Annotated in this window: 11 protein-coding genes and 1 pseudogene; 6 read left to right on the top strand and 6 right to left on the bottom strand. The window is 72.5% G+C overall.

Features of this window, described 5'->3' with window-relative positions:
- Window positions 1-853, top strand: a pseudogene (locus ACFVFH_RS29360) (hypothetical protein); the annotation flags it as partial.
- 115 nt (window positions 854-968) lie between these two features.
- The gene (locus ACFVFH_RS29355) at window positions 969-2054 is read left to right on the top strand and encodes a prephenate dehydrogenase (protein ID WP_383774080.1); all 1086 of its coding nucleotides are present in this window, start codon (window positions 969-971) and stop codon (window positions 2052-2054) included.
- Window positions 2055-2057: 3 nt separating this feature from the next.
- On the opposite strand, the gene ACFVFH_RS29350 is transcribed toward ACFVFH_RS29355, so the two are convergent.
- The 5 genes from ACFVFH_RS29350 to ACFVFH_RS29330 form a co-directional block, all read right to left on the bottom strand.
- On the bottom strand, window positions 2058-2846 hold the full coding sequence (locus tag ACFVFH_RS29350; RefSeq protein WP_383774078.1) for a hypothetical protein: 789 nt from the start codon (window positions 2844-2846) through the stop codon (window positions 2058-2060).
- Window position 2847: 1 nt separating this feature from the next.
- Window positions 2848-5190 carry a phosphotransferase gene (locus tag ACFVFH_RS29345; protein WP_383774076.1) on the bottom strand — a complete coding sequence of 781 codons (2343 nt, stop codon included), beginning with the start codon at window positions 5188-5190 and terminating at the stop codon, window positions 2848-2850.
- Between the two features lie 139 nt (window positions 5191-5329).
- Window positions 5330-6967, bottom strand: a complete 1638-nt coding sequence (locus ACFVFH_RS29340) for a GH3 auxin-responsive promoter family protein (RefSeq protein ID WP_383774074.1) — start codon at window positions 6965-6967, stop codon at window positions 5330-5332.
- The gene (locus tag ACFVFH_RS29335) at window positions 6968-7765 is read right to left on the bottom strand and encodes a DUF6182 family protein (RefSeq protein ID WP_383774072.1); all 798 of its coding nucleotides are present in this window, start codon (window positions 7763-7765) and stop codon (window positions 6968-6970) included.
- A complete protein-coding gene (locus ACFVFH_RS29330) occupies window positions 7762-8850 on the bottom strand; it encodes a hypothetical protein (RefSeq protein ID WP_383774070.1) in 1089 nt (362 codons plus the stop codon). The genes ACFVFH_RS29335 and ACFVFH_RS29330 overlap by 4 nt, the downstream gene beginning before the upstream one ends.
- 709 nt (window positions 8851-9559) lie before the next feature.
- Here ACFVFH_RS29330 and ACFVFH_RS29325 point away from each other — a divergent pair.
- Window positions 9560-10210 carry a 4'-phosphopantetheinyl transferase gene (locus ACFVFH_RS29325; protein ID WP_383774068.1) on the top strand — a complete coding sequence of 217 codons (651 nt, stop codon included), beginning with the start codon at window positions 9560-9562 and terminating at the stop codon, window positions 10208-10210.
- 44 nt (window positions 10211-10254) lie between these two features.
- On the opposite strand, the gene ACFVFH_RS29320 is transcribed toward ACFVFH_RS29325, so the two are convergent.
- Complete coding sequence (locus tag ACFVFH_RS29320; RefSeq protein WP_383774066.1) at window positions 10255-10641, bottom strand: nuclear transport factor 2 family protein; 387 nt, start codon at window positions 10639-10641, stop codon at window positions 10255-10257.
- Between the two features lie 657 nt (window positions 10642-11298).
- On the opposite strand from ACFVFH_RS29320, the gene ACFVFH_RS29315 reads away from it, so the two are divergent.
- From ACFVFH_RS29315 to ACFVFH_RS29305, 3 genes are all read left to right on the top strand, one after another.
- Window positions 11299-12039 carry a thioesterase II family protein gene (locus ACFVFH_RS29315; RefSeq protein WP_383774064.1) on the top strand — a complete coding sequence of 247 codons (741 nt, stop codon included), beginning with the start codon at window positions 11299-11301 and terminating at the stop codon, window positions 12037-12039.
- Between the two features lie 7 nt (window positions 12040-12046).
- A complete protein-coding gene (locus ACFVFH_RS29310) occupies window positions 12047-12871 on the top strand; it encodes an SDR family oxidoreductase (protein ID WP_383774062.1) in 825 nt (274 codons plus the stop codon).
- A 174-nt stretch (window positions 12872-13045) separates the two neighbouring features.
- Window positions 13046-15931: a non-ribosomal peptide synthetase gene (locus ACFVFH_RS29305; RefSeq protein ID WP_383774060.1), complete on the top strand. Its 2886-nt coding sequence runs from the start codon at window positions 13046-13048 to the stop codon at window positions 15929-15931.
- Window positions 15932-16001 lie beyond the last annotated feature (70 nt).

Genomic DNA, 16001 nt, shown 5'->3' with positions numbered 1-16001 from the left:
GGCCGTCAACAAGATGGACCTGGTCGACTACGCCGAGCCCGTCTTCGCCGCCATCGCCGAGGAGTTCACCTCCTACGCCGCCTCCCTCGGCGTCCGTGACGTGGTGGCGGTCCCGGTCTCCGCGCTGGCCGGCGACAACGTCGTGGAGCCGTCCGCGCACATGGACTGGTACGGCGGCCCGACCCTGCTCGAACATCTGGAGACCGTCCCGGTCGGCAGCGACCCGAGCGGGGAACCGGCCCGCTTCCCGGTCCAGTACGTGATCCGCCCGCAGACCGCCGAGCACCCCGACTACCGCGGCTACGCCGGTCAGCTCGCCTCCGGTGTCCTGCGCATCGGCGACACCGTCACCGTGCTGCCCTCGGGCCGCACCACCACCGTCGTGGGCATCGACGCCGTCGGCAGGGAGACCGACGTGGCCTGGGCCCCCCAGTCGGTGGCCGTCCGCCTCGCCGGGAACACCGACGTCTCGCGCGGCGACATGATCGTGGCGGGCCCCGCCCCCGTCCCCAGCCAGGACATCGAGGCGACCGTCTGCCACCTCGACGAACGTCCGCTCCACATCGGGGAGAAGGTGCTGCTCAAGCACACCACCCGCACCGTGCGCGCCCTCGTCAAGGACATCACGTACCGGATCGACATCGACACACTGGAACGGCGCTCCGACGACCGGGGCCTGGCCGTCAACGACATCGGCCACGTGGTGCTGCGCACCGCCGAGCCCCTGGCCCTGGACGACTACGCCGACAACCGCCGCACGGGCTCGTTCCTGCTGATCGACCCGGCCGACGGCACCACGCTCACCGCCGGCATGGCGGGCGAGGCGTTCCCCGGCGCGGCCGGGTCCGTCTGACGCGGTGGGCCGGCGCGCCCGTCGTGCGGTGGCGTCGGCCCCCGGCCGGATCGCATCGCGGGCCGGAGGAACCAACCCCGTCGCATCCAACCGTTCCAGAGGACGTGAACCGCCCATGCGCCATGCCGCCGTCATCGGCACCGGACTGATCGGCACCTCGGCCGCCCTCGCGCTCACCCGGAGCGGGCTGCGGGTCTACCTGGAGGACGCCGACCCGGACTCGGCCCGCACCGCCGCCTCGCTCGGCGCGGGCACCACCGAACGGCCCGGCCACCCGGTGGACCTGGCGATCATCGCGGTGCCCCCGGCCCTGGTCGGCGCGGCGCTCGCCGACTGCCGGCGCCGCGGCCTCGCCCGCTGGTACACCGATGTGGCCAGTGTGAAGAGCGGGCCGCGGGCGGACATCCTGGCGCTGGGCCTGGACACCACCCACTACATCGGCGGTCACCCGATGGCAGGCCGGGAGCGCTCCGGCCCGCTGGCCGCGCGCGCCGACCTGTTCGAGGGACGGCCCTGGGTGCTCACCCCCGACACCGGCACCGACACCGAGGCGCTCAACGCCGCCCTCAAGCTGATCGCGCTCTGCGGCGCGACGCCGGTCGTGATGGACGCCGCCGCGCACGACCGTGCCGTGGCGCTGATCTCGCACGCGCCGCGGCTGGTCTCCTCGCTGGTCGCCGCCCGGCTGGAGCACGCGGACGAGACCGCCGTCCGGCTCTCCGGCCAGGGCGTCCGCGACGTCACCCGGATCGCCGCCGCCAATCCCGCGATGTGGGTCGACATCCTCTCCGCCAACGCGGGCGTGGTCGCCGACGTCCTGGAGGAGGTCGCCGCCGACCTCGGCGCCACCGTCGCCGCGCTGCGCGCCCTCCAGGCCGACGACCCGGCCGAACGGCGGGCCGGTGCGGAGGGGATCGAGGCGGTGATCCGACGCGGCGGCGCCGGCCGGGCCCGTATCCCCGGCAAGCACGGCGCGCCGCCCACCCGCTACGAGACGGTCACCGTCGTCCTCGGCGACCAGCCCGGCGAACTCGGCCGCCTCTTCGGCGAGGCGGGCGCCCTCGGGGTGAACATCGAGGACGTCACCATCGAGCACTCCACCGATCAGCAGGTCGGCCATGTCCAGCTCGCGGTCGCCCCCGCCTCGGCCAGGGCCCTCATGACCGGCCTGCGCGACCACGGCTGGAACATCCGGGACTGAGCCTCACCGGCCGCGCAGCTGGGCCAGCACGCCGCGCACCTGTTCCGCCACTCCGTCCGGGGAGAGGCCGGAACATTCGATGCGCCGGACGGCGACGTCCGGCCGGGCCGCGCCCAGCCGGTCCAGGACCTCGTCGTAGCGCTGCCGTGTCGCGGACAGGAAGGCCGTGGTCTCGTGCAGTTCGCCGCCACGCGTGCGTTCCCTCGTGCGCCGCAGGGCCTGTGCGACGGGCAGGTCCAGCAGCAGCACCGCCTCGGGGGTCGTCAGGCCCAGCCGACGGCTCAGCTCGTCGTGGATCTCCGGCCCGGATCTGGTGCCCAGGCGCAGCAGCTCGGTCCCCAGCGACCAGGGGTCCGTGCCGCCGGAGCACGTCCGGAGCCAGTCCCGGACCGCTCGTGCCGCTGCCGGGTCCTGTTTGCCCCACCAGGTCTCGATGTCGTCGCCGGGCTCCTCGTGCCGCTCGACGCGCCCGAACAGGGGCAGGTACACCAGCGGGTCGATGAGCGGATGGCGGTCGGTGAGCAGGAGCGGGCCGTTCTCCAGTGCCTGCCGTTCGGCCGGACCGTACAGGCACAGCTGGAGGTAGAGCACGGCGACCTTGAGCTGGACCCTGCCCAGGGCGTCGGCCGCGGCGGACGCGTCGGCCAGGGCCAGGGAGAGCGGGGCGAAGGGGCTCTCCGGGTCGTCGTGGCTCCGTATGGCGTGGACGACGGCGATGCCGTCCCGCTCGTGGATGCGGCGCAGCACCGTGGTCTTGCCGGTGCCGTCGATGCCGACCAGGGCGACTCTCATGTCACTCACCGTCCCGCGGCTGTTCGAGGTCCCACAGGCGGAACGTCGTCTCCAGCACCCGGGGCAGGAAGTCGAACTCGCGCTGGCCGTGTCCGGCCGCGTACAGGGCGAGCCGGGTCGTCATGAACTTCCGCAGCGCCAGCTGGTATCCGCGGTGCCAGCCGGGGCGGGCGACGGCGGCCGCCGCCTTGGGGGACACCGCGGCCACGGCCCGCGCGTGCACCGCGAGGAAGCGGTCCACCTCCTGCGCCGTGGCCCGCGGGCCGAGACAGAAGGCCAGGAGTTCCACCACGTCGCGCTGCGGGACGTCGACGGTGGCCAGCTCCCAGTCGTACACGACCGGACGGCCGTCCCGCAGCGCGATGTTGCGCGGGTTGAAGTCGTTGTGGACGAGGGTCCGGGGCAGCGCCTGCAGTTCCTGCGACCAGTATCCGGTGTCCTCGACGATGCCGAGGAGGACGGCCTCGCGCGAGGCGTCGACCAGGGCGGGCAGCTCCGCCGCCGCGTGGCGCACCAGCGCCTCCCACAGCTCCCGCGACTTGGCCAGGTGGGCCGGCTCCGGCACCCGGTGCAGCCAGCCCTCGTCGAGCAGGTCCTGGTCACGGCCGAGCCAGTGTCCGTGGACCCCGGCGATGGCGCGCAGCGCCTCGTCGATCCGGTCGGGGGTCCATGGTCCGCCGTCGTCGCGCAGCCGTTCCATCAGGATGACGTACGCCTCGCGCTCGTCGTCCTCCAGAACCCCGTAGCAGCGCGGGAGCAGGCCGGTCAGCACGGGCTCCGGGCGCCGGTAGACCGCCGGTTCGCGGCGGTGGGTGTCGGTGAACTCCGTGTCGGCTCCCCAGGAGTTCCACGCCCGTGCCACCTCCGGGCCGCACAGCGAGACCAGCATCGCGATGCCCGCGACGACCTCCTCGCCGCGTGGCTTGACCTTGGCCACCATCTCGGTGGTGCGGGCCGTTCCGCCGCCGTCGGTCCAGCTCACCGTCAGCGGGTGGAGGCCGGTCAGCTTGCGGCGCTCCCCCAGCGCGCCGAGTTCGCTGGAGATGCCGTCGCCGTACAGCTGGGGGGCCGTGCCGACCCCGGTGACGTGCAGGCGCGGATCGCCGAGCCCCTGGGCCAGTACGGGCTGGAGCAGCACCGTGTCGAGGTCGCCGTCCTGCAGCCAGTCGACGCGCCGGGCCCGGCCGAGTCGTTGGTGCGCGTCGGCGAACTGGCCGCTGACCACCGCCGCCATGGTGGACACGTCGAGGGCGAGGGCGAACCCGGCGACGATCTCGGCGAACCGCCGGACACCGCCCGCGCCCGCGCAGCCGAGCGCGGTGAGCAGGTCGCGCTGGTGGGGCAGTGCGGTGCCGCCGCCGACGGTGCCCGCGACCAGGTTGGGCAGCAGGATCGTGGCGAGCAGGTGGTCGCCGTCCATCTCCAGCGAGAAGAGGGACACCCCCGACTCGTGGACGCACGCGACGTCCTGTCCGGTCGCCGTGAAGAGGGCGGCGACCACGTTCGCGGCGTTGACCCCGTATCCGGTCATCCCGGCCTGCTGGGCGCCGAGGAGGGTGGCGGTGTAGCACTTGACCATGGCCTCGGGGGTGGTCTTGAGGACCGATGCCACCACCTCGCGGCTCAGCCGGGCCTCGGCGGTCACCCGGGTGCCGCGTCCGGCGAGGATGGAGCCCGTGGTCACCTTCTTGTCGCCGCTGAGGTTGCCCTCCAGGAGCATGTCGCGGGGGCGCAGTTCCTCGTCGTCGGCGAGTTCGCCGGTCAGCCAGCGGCAGATCTGCCAGGTGGCCGCCGTCGTCATGTTCTGCCCGGCGGCGTCGGCGGTCTCGAAGACGAACCGTACGTGCAGGTAGCGGCCGATCTGGTACGGGTCGATGTCGACCAGGCGGGTGTACCGGGAGACCTGGCCCACCTGCTCCTCCAGCCGGGCGCGCTGTCCGTGCAGCCAGGCGGTGAACCGCTGGGCGGTCGGGATGTCGGCGAACTCGAACACGGGCGCCCTGGTCATGCGCTGGGACAGCACCGCCGTCGTGACGCCGCCGGACGCGCTGATGGCGCGCGCGCCGCGGGACGCCGAGGCGACGAGCGCGCCCTCGGAGGTGGCGAAGGGGGCCACGATGCTCCCCCGTGCCGCGTCCCCGACGAACAGCAGGGGTCCGGCGAGACCCACCGGCACCTCGACCGAGCCGATGAAGTTCTCCACGTTGCCGACCAGGTTCTGTGCCGTCAGCCCGGTGCTCTCCAGCGACGCCAGCGCTGTTCCGTTGCGCTCGCGCAACCAGTTCAGCCGCTCTCTTCGGGCGTCCTCGGTGTACTGCCCCCGGCCGGGGATGGTGTCGGTCATACAGCGTTTCCCTCTCAACGTCGGACGTCGTTCCGCCGGGCCGCGGCGCAGCGGTGCGCGCACCCGGTGGGGACGGTCGTGGTGTTCGTTGCCGCCGACGGCCCGGACCGCTCCCGCCCGGCCCGGTGCCGTCGCGGCGTCAGCCGGAACTCTCCGGTCCGGTGGCGGTGATCCGGTGCCACGCGTCGTCGCCCGGGAGGAAGACGCGGTCCTTGACCCGGGGCGGGCGCTGCCCGGCCCGTATGGCGCGTTCCCACTCGCGGAGGAAGGCGTCCGGGTGGACGGTGACCACCTCGACGGGGGCGATCGCCCCGGTCCGGCGGCCGGTCCCGTAGCCGGGGCAGTGCTCCGACAGACGGGTGTCGAGGGCCGTGGCCAGGTCAGCCACGGGCGGGCCCGCGAAGGCGACGGCGAGGCGGTAGCGCCCGCCGGTCCCGCTCTCCCCGGGGTCCAGGCGACAGGTGGCGTTGCGGATCTCCGCGCCGGTGTCCTGGCAGGCGGCGCGGAGCGCGCGCAGCGCGGCGGCCTCGGTCAGGTTCTCCCCGGCGGCGGACCGGACGGTGTTGCGGCCCACGTACTCGATCCGTGGGGTGCGTCCGATGTGGCCGACGACCCGGACGAGATCGGTGACCGCGCACCGGTACATGCCGCCGATGTGGCTGAACACGAGGTGGTAGTCGCGCCCCTCGTCGAGTTCGGTGGGCAGCAGCGTCGGGCTGTCGGCGGTGACCGGCCCGTCCGCCGGGACGAACTCGTACACGCATCCGGGCAGATACAGGGGTGCGCCGCTGGGGTGCCGGTCGACCGGCACCCCGGCCGGTCCCTCGCAGGACGCGATGGGCGCGGAGAACAGCTGGACGCCCGGTCCGTACGTCTCCCGGACCCGGGGGAGGTACAGGGAGGCGAGCGCGCTGTTCCAGACGAGGACGGCGGACAGGCGCGGCCACAGGTGGTACGGGTGGACGGTGCCGAACGTCCTGGCGTAGCGCTCGATCTCGTCGGCGCGTTCCGGGTTCGGTGTGGTGTGCGGGCGCCCGTCCAGGGTGCCTGCCCTGATGTCCTGCACGATCCGGGGCCACAGTTCGCGCAGTTGGTACGGGAGGCCAGCGACCATCGCCGGGTTGACGCCGATGACCACCCTGATGTCCTGCTCGGCGGCGAGGCGCAGCTTGTAGTAGCTGCGGTCCCAGGGTCCGGCGGCGGCCAGCTCGTCGGGGATGCGGCTCCACGGCGCCGCGTTGCCCGGTCCGACCGCGGAGTCCTCGCCGAACTTGCGGTAGTCGACCTGGCTGGCGCCGATGTGCGGCTGCCCGTTGCGGGCCCGCGCGATCGGCGCGGTGGGGTCCTGCCACAGGTTCAGCACCCCGTCGGGGGCGGCGAGCGCCTGGGGCAGGGTCCGCAGCAGCGGGGCGAAGGCGGCGTAGTAGAAGGGCAGGAAGGTCTGCCGCATGTAGCTGGGTGTGACCGGGATGTGCTTCTCTCGGCCGGTGCTTCCGCTGGACGAGAAGTAGACGACCGGGTCGTCGGTGGTCAGCACGTTCCGTTCGCCGTCCATGGCCCGCCCGATCCAGGGCATCAGCTCCTCGTGGGTGCGGATCGGCACGGCCCGGCGGAACGCGTCGATGTCCCGTACCGCGCCCAGTCCGTGCTCGCGGCCGAACGAGGTGTCCGCGTGCTGCTCCAGGATTCCGGCGAGGAGGTCGCGCTGCACCTCCTCGGGGCGGTCCAGACTGTCCAGCAGGCGGCGGTGCTCCGCCTGTACGCGTTCGGCCTGCATTCAGTGGCCTCCTTGGAGACGGTTCGATTCCAGTACGCCGTACAGGCGCGGGTGGTGGGGTTCTGACGGGTCGCGGGTGATCCGCGTCTGGACCCGGTCGGCACGGGCGGGGGCGAGGAGGTCGCGGAACTCGGCGGGGTCGAGGGACTTGCGGTGGTCGACCCGGAGGGTGTCACCGCGCCGGATCAGGCCGCGCAGGGCGGCCTCCGCCACGAGGTGGTGCACATGGACCAGGTACGCGCCGGTACTGACCCCGCCGATCGCGACCGCCGCGTCCACCACGTGTCCCGAGGGCTGCCCGCCCGGGACGGTGACCGTCATCGGTCCGGTCGCCACGTCCATCGGCGCCGGTCCGTCGAAGGCGCGCAACAGCCTTGAGAGCGACCGCAGTTCGCCGCGGCGGGCCGGTCCGTACCACGCGTAGGGCGCGCCCGCGGTGGTCCGGCCGCCCGGGTGCCGGGCGGCCACGGTGGCGGGGCGGCCCGCCAGGAACACCGTTCTGGTGAAGGCCCGGTACCAGCCCTCGCCGAGGTCGGCCGGGAGCCCCAGGGCGAAGTCGGCGGCACCGGCGATGAACGTCGCCGCGTCGAGGTCGGCCATCACGACCGCCACGCCCACGCCCCAGGGCACCGACCCGTCCCCCAGGCCGTCCCGGGCCGCCCGCAGACGGGCCCGCGCCGCGGCGGTGAGCAGGTCCGCGTCGGACCGCGCTTCGTACGGTACGTGGGGCCGGGCGTCCGGCTGTGTGTCGTGCCGGGCCCCGGGCGGTGTCCCGGGCGGTGTCCATGCCTCGCTCATGTGTAGACCGCCCGGAGCACGGGGGCCGGCAGGGCGGCCCGTCTCCCGCGCACGGCGGACGTCAGCCGGTACGGATCGACGTAGCCGGGCCGGGCCTGCAAGCGGGAGAGCACCGACACCGCCTGCTGTCCCGTCAGGTCGGCGGGGCCGTCGGGGGTGCGTTCCAGCAGGCGGGCGGCGTGGCCCACGCATCGGCGCAGCAGGTCCATCCGGAACGACTGCGCGGAGCGCCGGTGCAGCGCTCCGGCGAAGTACAGCCGCATTCCGAGCCGGTACGCGGCCCGGTCGGCGGAGCCGGGGGTGGCCGAGAGATCGGAGAGCGTCGTTCCCTTCCAGCCGCCGTACCGACTGGAGCGGACCGTTCCGCCGATGGGCACCCGGCTGAGGCCGAGACGTGTCACGGCGGCGCCGAACTCGGTCAGCACCCGTGTGAGCAGCAGGTAGTCGGCGGTGAGTTCTTCGTCGTGGATGAGCAGGAACATCCGGCCGGGGCGGATCAGCGGTACGAGCTCGCGCAGGATCGGCACGAGGTAGTTGGGGTGTCCCGAGCTGCTGATGAGCTGCCGCACCGGCATGCCCCAGCGGGGGCCGTCGAGGTAGAGGGGGCCGCCGAAGCGCCGGTGATCGATGATCAGGTCCCGCTCCGCCAGCGCCGCGATCACCGGTCGTGTCCCGGTGGCCAGGGGACGGTCCTCGCCCAGTCCCAGGTCACCGACGCCCAACAGATCCAGCTCGGCGCGCCACAGCTCCAGCATGCGACGGCTCGCGGGGTGGATCCAGCCGTCCTGGTCGGCACGTTCCAGATAGGAGTCGAGTGCGCGGGGATCGGGCTCCCGGTGTTCCGCGTGGAAGCGGAGGTAGCGTTCGCCGATCCCGGTCTCCGATTCGCCGCTCCAGTCGGTGTCCGGTTCGGTCAGGTCGAGATGGTGCCAGAAGGCCGTCGACTGCGTGGTCAGCGTTGCCATGCGGTTGTTCCACACCAGCCGCACCCCGGTGACCGCGGCGCTCGCCTTGACGAGGATGTCGGTCCACAACAGGCCCTTCACATGGGTCGGTGTGAGCGGCTTCGTCGGAGTGATCGTCACCGGTGCCACCACGAGTTCGGGAACGGCGACGGTGGCCGGCCGCGTGCTCGGCGCCCTCCGGGGGGACTGCGGTGTCCGTGGTGTCTTCGGTGTCTGTCGGGTCGGTGCGCGTGACGGAAACACATCATGGGCCACGAGGCGTTCTTTCCCCACGTCGAGGTGTCGATGGTCTGGAAGGGCAGGGGAGGTGTCGATCCCCTTGCGAAGTCCTCGACTTGTCAGCGCTCGGCGGGCTCGCCGAACCGGCCGCTCGGGCATGGTGCTCCATGGACGTGGAGCACAGGACCGAGGGCTTCTTTTCGCACGGGTTCGAACCCGGACGGTCGAGGTGTCAGGAGCGCGTGCGAATCCGCGCCCGGAATGCCGTGAGAGTGTTCGCCGTCAGCGGTGAATTCGCGCGGAAAGCACGGCCGATCGGCCGCTGCTCCGGATGTGACGGCGCTCTTCTTCCGAAACGCCCGCTACCACTCGAAGGAATTCAATGCACGCACAACTGAATCTCCCCGCCCCCGTGATGATTACGATCCTGGCGGCTGCCCAATACCACGTCAGCCCGGTCGCCCCAGCCGGGCGCCACCAGAACCTCAAGCTTGTCCTGCCTCCGCCGGACATGTCAACGGTGTTTCAAATGGTGATGACGGGACTTCAGTGACGACGAACCGGTGCGCGGGCCCGGCAGGAACCGTGTGCGAGGTCCTAGAATGCCGGGGTGATCGAGAAGCTGATGTCCCCGCCGGTCGCCGTCGTCGATTCCTTCGTCGATCCCCAGGACGCCTTCCTGATGGGTGAGGAGGTGGAGATGGTGTGGCAGGCCGCGGAGAAGCGCCGCCGCGAGTTCACCACGGCCCGGTGGTGCGCACGGCAGGCCCTGGCCCGGCTCGACATCCCTCCGATGCCGATCCTGCGCGGGGAGCGCGGCGCGCCCCGGTGGCCCGAGGGGACCGTCGGAAGCCTGACGCACTGCGACGGCTACCGCGCGGCGGCCGTCGCCCGCGCGACCGAGGTGCTCAGCATCGGCATCGACGCGGAACCCCATCTTCCGTTGCCGGGAACGGTGTTGGAGGCCATAGCGCTGCCGTCCGAGGCCGGCCGGATGGCGGGACTCCGGGCGAAGGACCCGGCCCTGTGCTGGGACCGGCTGCTGTTCAGCACGAAGGAGTCGGTCTACAAGGCGTGGTTCCCGCTGACCGGGCGGTGGCTGGGTTTCGACCAGGCCGACATCACGCTCGACAGCGACGAGACCTTCCACGCGAAGCTGCTGACCCCCGCTCCGGAAGTACCGGGCGGCGAGTTCACCGGCCGATGGGCGGTCGCCGACGGACTGATCGCCACCGCCATCGTGGTGCCCCGCGCCCGGTAGTCCGAAGGCGCTCCAGGAGTATTCCCGTATCCCGGGAATACGGATCAGACCATCGGCGCGAAAAAGAACGTCTCGCGTCGGGAGAAGGTCCCCGAAGGTGTCAGCTGAAAGAAATCAGCGAATCGTAACGAGGTATGCGTTCCATCGCGGAGCTTTCCCTCGAAAACACCGTGCACCGCGACGTCCTGACCGTCGTGGACGAGTTTCGAGACGGAATGTCGTCCGCTCTCTATGACACGCTCCTCACGGTAGAAGCGCGTCAGCTCCTCATGGCCCGTCAGTTTCTCGTATCCGGGCCGGAGGTATTCGGCCGTGGTGTCGAACAGCTGGACAAGGCCGTCTATGTCGCCTTCGTCCACGAGTCGGTAGTAACGGCGTACCGCATCGGCCGGAGAATGACCGGCCTCGGATGTGTTCTCACGCTGAGACATGACCCCCCTCTCAGTGTTTTCCCGCGCACGGCCCTGGTTCGGGCGGCGTCCGGGACCTGCACGACGCCGCTGGAACTGGAAATGGGCGTGGTTCGTCAGCCCAGTACGGGACGGCGCGTGTGGCCCACTCTGCTCGGCCGGGACGTTCCAGGCAAGGGGAACCAGGGAATCGGTGGCGTTCCGGCCGCGTCGGGGGGCGTCGGGGGTGCCGGGGAGGAGCGTCCGGCACGGGGAGTGTCGGGCACAGTGGGTGTTGGGTACCGGAAGTGTTGGATACGGGGGGTGTTGGATACCGGGAGTGTTGGATACGGGGGGGTGTGGGGTACGGGAAGTGTGGGGTGCCGGGAGCAGGGAGCTGTCCCACACCATCTGATCTTCAATTTCCCGAGAGTGCGTGCAAGTTGGCCTGTATGATCACCAACGGTCAAAGCTGGGCACACTCGGAAGGTGGTTGTGACGGTGCGGCGAGGAAGCTCGTACGTCCTCCACCTCGAATACCGGGTGGTGACGGCCCCGTCCCCACCGGTTCCCGGGACGACCGTCCCGCACCGCCGTGTGCCGCCATCCGCCTCGGCCCCCGCGACAGACATCCGCTGAAGTGAAGCCGTGCCCGGGGCACCGCGGTCCCGGCGTGGCGTGTAGGAGGTTGAGAAGTCCATGTCGGCAGCTTCGTTCTCACTCATATGCCTGCCCTACGCCGGCAGTGGCGCCGGTTTCTACCGCCCGTGGAGCGCGTTGCGTTCACATGGAATCCAGGTGGTGCCGCTCCAACTGCCCGGCCGCGAGGAGCTCTTTCTGGACGAGCCCTACGAGGATGTCGCGGAGGCGGCCAAGGCGCTGGCGCCGAAGGTGGTCGACCTGGTGGGCCGGCAGGCACCGTTCGGTCTGTTCGGCCACAGTCTCGGCGCGGTGCTCGCCTATGAGCTGGCGCGTGAAGTGGAACTGCTGGGCGGCACCCGCCTGAGCCGTCTCTTCGTGAGCGGGTCCCCGGGCCCCTGGGACGGGCGCGCCGAACGCGCCACGGGGATGGACGACGACGAATTCGTCCGCCGCATCGGTGAATTCGCCGGATACCGGCACGAGGCGTTCGACGATCCGGATCTGCGTGAGCTGCTGCTCCCCCTCCTGCGGACGGACGTGGCGATGCACGAGAACTACAAGCCCGCCTCCGACACCCCCCTGTCCGTGCCGGTGACCTCGCTGCGGGGCGCGGACGACGTGCTCGTCTCCCGCGAGCAGGCGCACGGCTGGAGCGCGTCCACCACCGGCGGCTTCAGCTACCGCGAGGTCCCGGGCAGCCACATGTACCTCGTGGATTCCCCGCAGAGCGTCCTGGACGCCGTCTCCGCGGAGCTGAGCGGTACGGATTCCGGCCCCTCCGACACGCCCGCCGGCTGAGGCCGGCGTGTTGCTGCGAGGGAAGACCGCCGTCATCACCGGGGCGGCCCGCGGGCTCGGCCGCAGTTGCGCGGTGCGATTCGCCCAGGAGGGCGCCGATCTCTTTCTGCTCGACGTCGCGGAGGACCTGCACGGCGTGCCCTACCCGCTCGGCTCGGCCGCCCAGCTCGCCGAGACGGCGGCGCTCTGCGAGAAGCACGGGGCGGCCGTCGCCACCGCCGCGGCGGACCTGCGGGACCCGGCGGCGGTGGCGGACGCGGCAGGCCAGGCCCTCGACCGGTTCGGTCCGGTCCAGATCCTGGTGAACAACGCCGGTATCGCCACCCCCTCCGGCAAGCAGACCCATGAGATCACCGAGGCGGAGTGGTCGCTCATGCTCGACATCGATCTGTCGGGCGCGTGGCGGATGACCAAGGCCGTCGTCCCTCAGATGATCGAGCAGCGGGCGGGCAGCGTCATCAACGTCTCCTCGACCGCCGGCCTGGTCGGCTACCGGCACTTCGCCGGATACGTCGCCGCCAAGCACGGACTCATCGGCCTGACCAAGGCGTCCGCACTGGACTACGCCCCCTTCGGGGTGCGGGTGAACGCCCTGTGCCCCGGATCCGTGCGCGACGACCCCCTCGTCGAGGGCCGGATGCTCTCGGAGATCGCCCGCTCCCTGGACGTGGCGGTCGGCGAGCACGAGGAGGTGTTCGTCCGGGACCAGCCGATGAACGCGCTCATCGAGCCGCGGGACGTCGCGGGCGCGGCGGTCTGGCTCGCCGGGGACGACTCCCGGCAGGTCACGGGAACAGCCCTCACGGTCGACGGCGGGTTCAGCGCCCGCTGACATCGGCCCCGCGACCCGTCCCACCCCTTCTCACCTGGCAGGAGGCCGTCCATGGCCGTAACAGTCTCCGCTTTCCCGCCGTCCGCGGCTGCGGCGGACCGACCCGCTCCGGCCCGTCCGGAATCCCGAAGTCCGTCCCGTGCGGCCGATCTGCGCCGCGCGTCCCACAGCCTCGTGGTCCGTGCCGCGTGCCCGGTCGACGCGGTGGAGGCACAGCAGCGGCTGGCCCGAGCGGTGGCGGACCGGCTCGGGCCGGGCACCCCGCGGCTGTGGACGCGCCGGGCCGCCGCCTCCTCCGACGACGCCCGGGGCGCGGCCGCGGTGCGTGCCGAGGCCGAACGGCCCGTGCATCCCGCCGGGCCGCCGTTGCGGGCCGTGCTGGTCGAGTACACCGACGACGCCGCCGACCTGGTGCTCGTCGCGGCCCGGGACCGGGTCTCCCGGGAAGCGCTGACCCGGCTGGCCGCGCAGGTGCTCGACGGTCCGGAGGGGGCGGCCGGTGACTTCGTGCCGTCGGCCCCTCCGGAACGACCAACACGGGACGCCGCGCCCCGGCCCGCCCCGGAGTGGGGCCTCGGCTCCCCCACCGGGGCCGGGCAGTTCCGGCGCGTCGCGTTCCGCCTCCCCGCCCCGGCCGCCGGTACGGTCCCCGGCGACGCGCTCGCCGTCGCTGCTGTCTCCCTCGCCCTGGCCCGCTACGAGGGACGGCCGCAGGTACGTCTGGACGTCGTCCCCGAGGACGCGCCCACCGGCGGCCCGGCCGCCCTCGCCCTGGCCGTGGACGAGACCGGAACCGTCGCCGGGCACCTCGGCCACTGCCGTACGGAGACGTCCGGTCCGCCCGGCGCCACCGCCCCGGCGCAGGAGCCCGCCGGGGTGCTCCTGGTGCTCGGCCGGTCCCTGCCCGGTGTCCGCCATCTGCCGTTCCTGGCACCTCCGGCACCGGTCACGCTGCACGTCGAACAGCAGCCGGACGGCTCGGCCACCGGCACCTGCTGGTTCGAAGAGGGGGATGTCGATCCCGAGGTCGGCGCCATGTTCGCGGGCCGGATCGCCCATGTCGCCGCTCAGCTGGCCCAGTTGCCCGGTGACACGCCGCTCTCGGCGGTGAGCGCGCTGAGCACGGCCGAGGCCGCGGAGGTACTGCGCCTGGGAGGGCTCGGCTCCCCCACCGCCGCGCCCCCGCCCGGCACCCCCGCCACGATCCACGGACGGATCGCCGCGACGGCCCGCAGCCGCCCCGACGCGATCGCGCTCACCGACGACTCCACGCAGCTGACCTACCGCCAGCTGGACGAACGCGCCGAGGCGATGGCCGAGGGGCTCGCCGCGCTCGGCACGGACTCCGGCCGGGTGGGCGTGTGCCTGGACCGCGACGCCGGGCTGGTGGTGGCCCTGCTGGCGGTACTCAAGGCGGGCTGCTCCTACGTCCCCATGGACAGCCGCTATCCCGAGGAGCGCCTGCGCTACACGGCGTCCGACGCGGGGGTGCGCGTGGTCGTCGGGGACCCGGAGACGTTCCCCAGGATCGACGGCGTACGGGTGATCGGCCCCAAGGAGCTGGAGGGAATCGGCGCCGACCGGGCCGCCCGGGGCTCCGCCCGCAGGAGGGACGGCCGGGACCCGGAGCGGGAGCGGCCGGACGCGGGCGCGGCGAGCGCCTATGTGATCTACACGTCCGGCTCCACCGGCCGCCCCAAGGGGGTCGTGGTACCGCACCGCAATGTCACCGCGCTCGTGGACGCCACCGCCCCGGATTTCGGGCTCACCCCCGCCGACGTGTGGACGCTCTTCCACTCCAGCGCCTTCGACTTCTCGGTCTGGGAGATCTGGGGCGCTCTGCTGACCGGCGGACGGCTGGTCGTCGTCCCCTACTGGGTGGCTCGGGCCCCCGACGAGTTCCATGAGCTCCTGGCCTCGGAACGGGTGACGGTGCTGAGCCAGACCCCCTCGGCGTTCCGCCAGCTCGTCGAGGCGGACCGGCAGTCGGGGCCGGAGGCGGGGCTGGCGGTGCGCCTGGTCGTCTTCGGCGGCGAGCCGCTGGACGTGGTGCGCCTCGCCCCCTGGTTCACCCGGTACTCGCCGAGCCGGTGCCGGCTCGTCAACATGTTCGGCATCACCGAGACCACGGTCCATGTCACCGCGCAGACCGTGACGCCCGCCGAAGTGCTGGCACGCTCCCGTTCGGTCGGCCGGGCGCTGCCGGGCTGGTCGGTGTCGGTACGCGACCCCCACGGCCGGCTGCTGCCGCCCGGTGCGGCGGGAGAGATCCACGTCGGTGGCGCGGGGGTCGCCGACCGCTACCTGGGCCGTCCCGAGCTGACGGCCGAGCGCTTCGTCGACGATCCGCTGACCGGTGCACGCGTCTACCGCAGCGGGGACCGGGGGCGGCTGCGACCGGACGGGCGGCTCGACCACCTCGGCCGCCTGGACAACCAGGTGAAGGTGCGCGGGCACCGCATCGAGCTGGACGAGATCCGCTCCGTGCTGCTCGCCGTACCGGGCGTCGAGGTGGCGGCCGTCGCTCTGCGCCAGGAGACCCCGGGCGACTCCGCGAGCACCCGGATCGACGCCTATGTGGTGCTCGGCGCGGAAGGCACCGAGAAGCGGGCCTGGGACGCGGCCCGCCGGGTGCTGCCCGACTACATGACGCCGGCGACGATCACCGCCGTCCCCGACATCCCGCTGACCCTCAACGGCAAGCTGGACACCTCCCGGCTGCCCGAGCCCAGGCTCGGACAACCGGAGCCGTCGGCTCCGCGTACCGAAGAGGCACCCGCCTCCGGGCCGGACTCCGGGCAGGGCACCGATGACGGACTCGCCGGGACCGTTCTCGCGGTCTGGTCGGATCTCCTGGGCGTCCCGGTGCGGACCAGCGACAACTTCTTCGAGCTGGGCGGCAATTCGCTGCTCGTCGTGCGGCTCCTCTCCGAGCTGCGGTCCCGGGGCCTGCCCAGGGTGACGACCCGCCAGTTCTACAGCAACTCCTCCGCCGACCGGTTCATCGCCCTGGTCGCCGAACTGGTCGCGGAGGCCGCGGCACAGGACAACGCCTCGTAGGGCGCGAGCCCCGGCGGGGCCGACAGGTGAAGGGGGGCCCGGTCGTCGACCGGGCCCCCCTTCACCTGTG

The sequence above is a fragment of the Streptomyces sp. NPDC057697 genome (genome assembly GCF_042799335.1).
Lineage (GTDB): Bacteria > Actinomycetota > Actinomycetes > Streptomycetales > Streptomycetaceae > Streptomyces.
The sequence above is the reverse complement of the archived record's forward strand: the minus strand, read 5'-3'. Positions and strand labels throughout refer to the sequence as shown.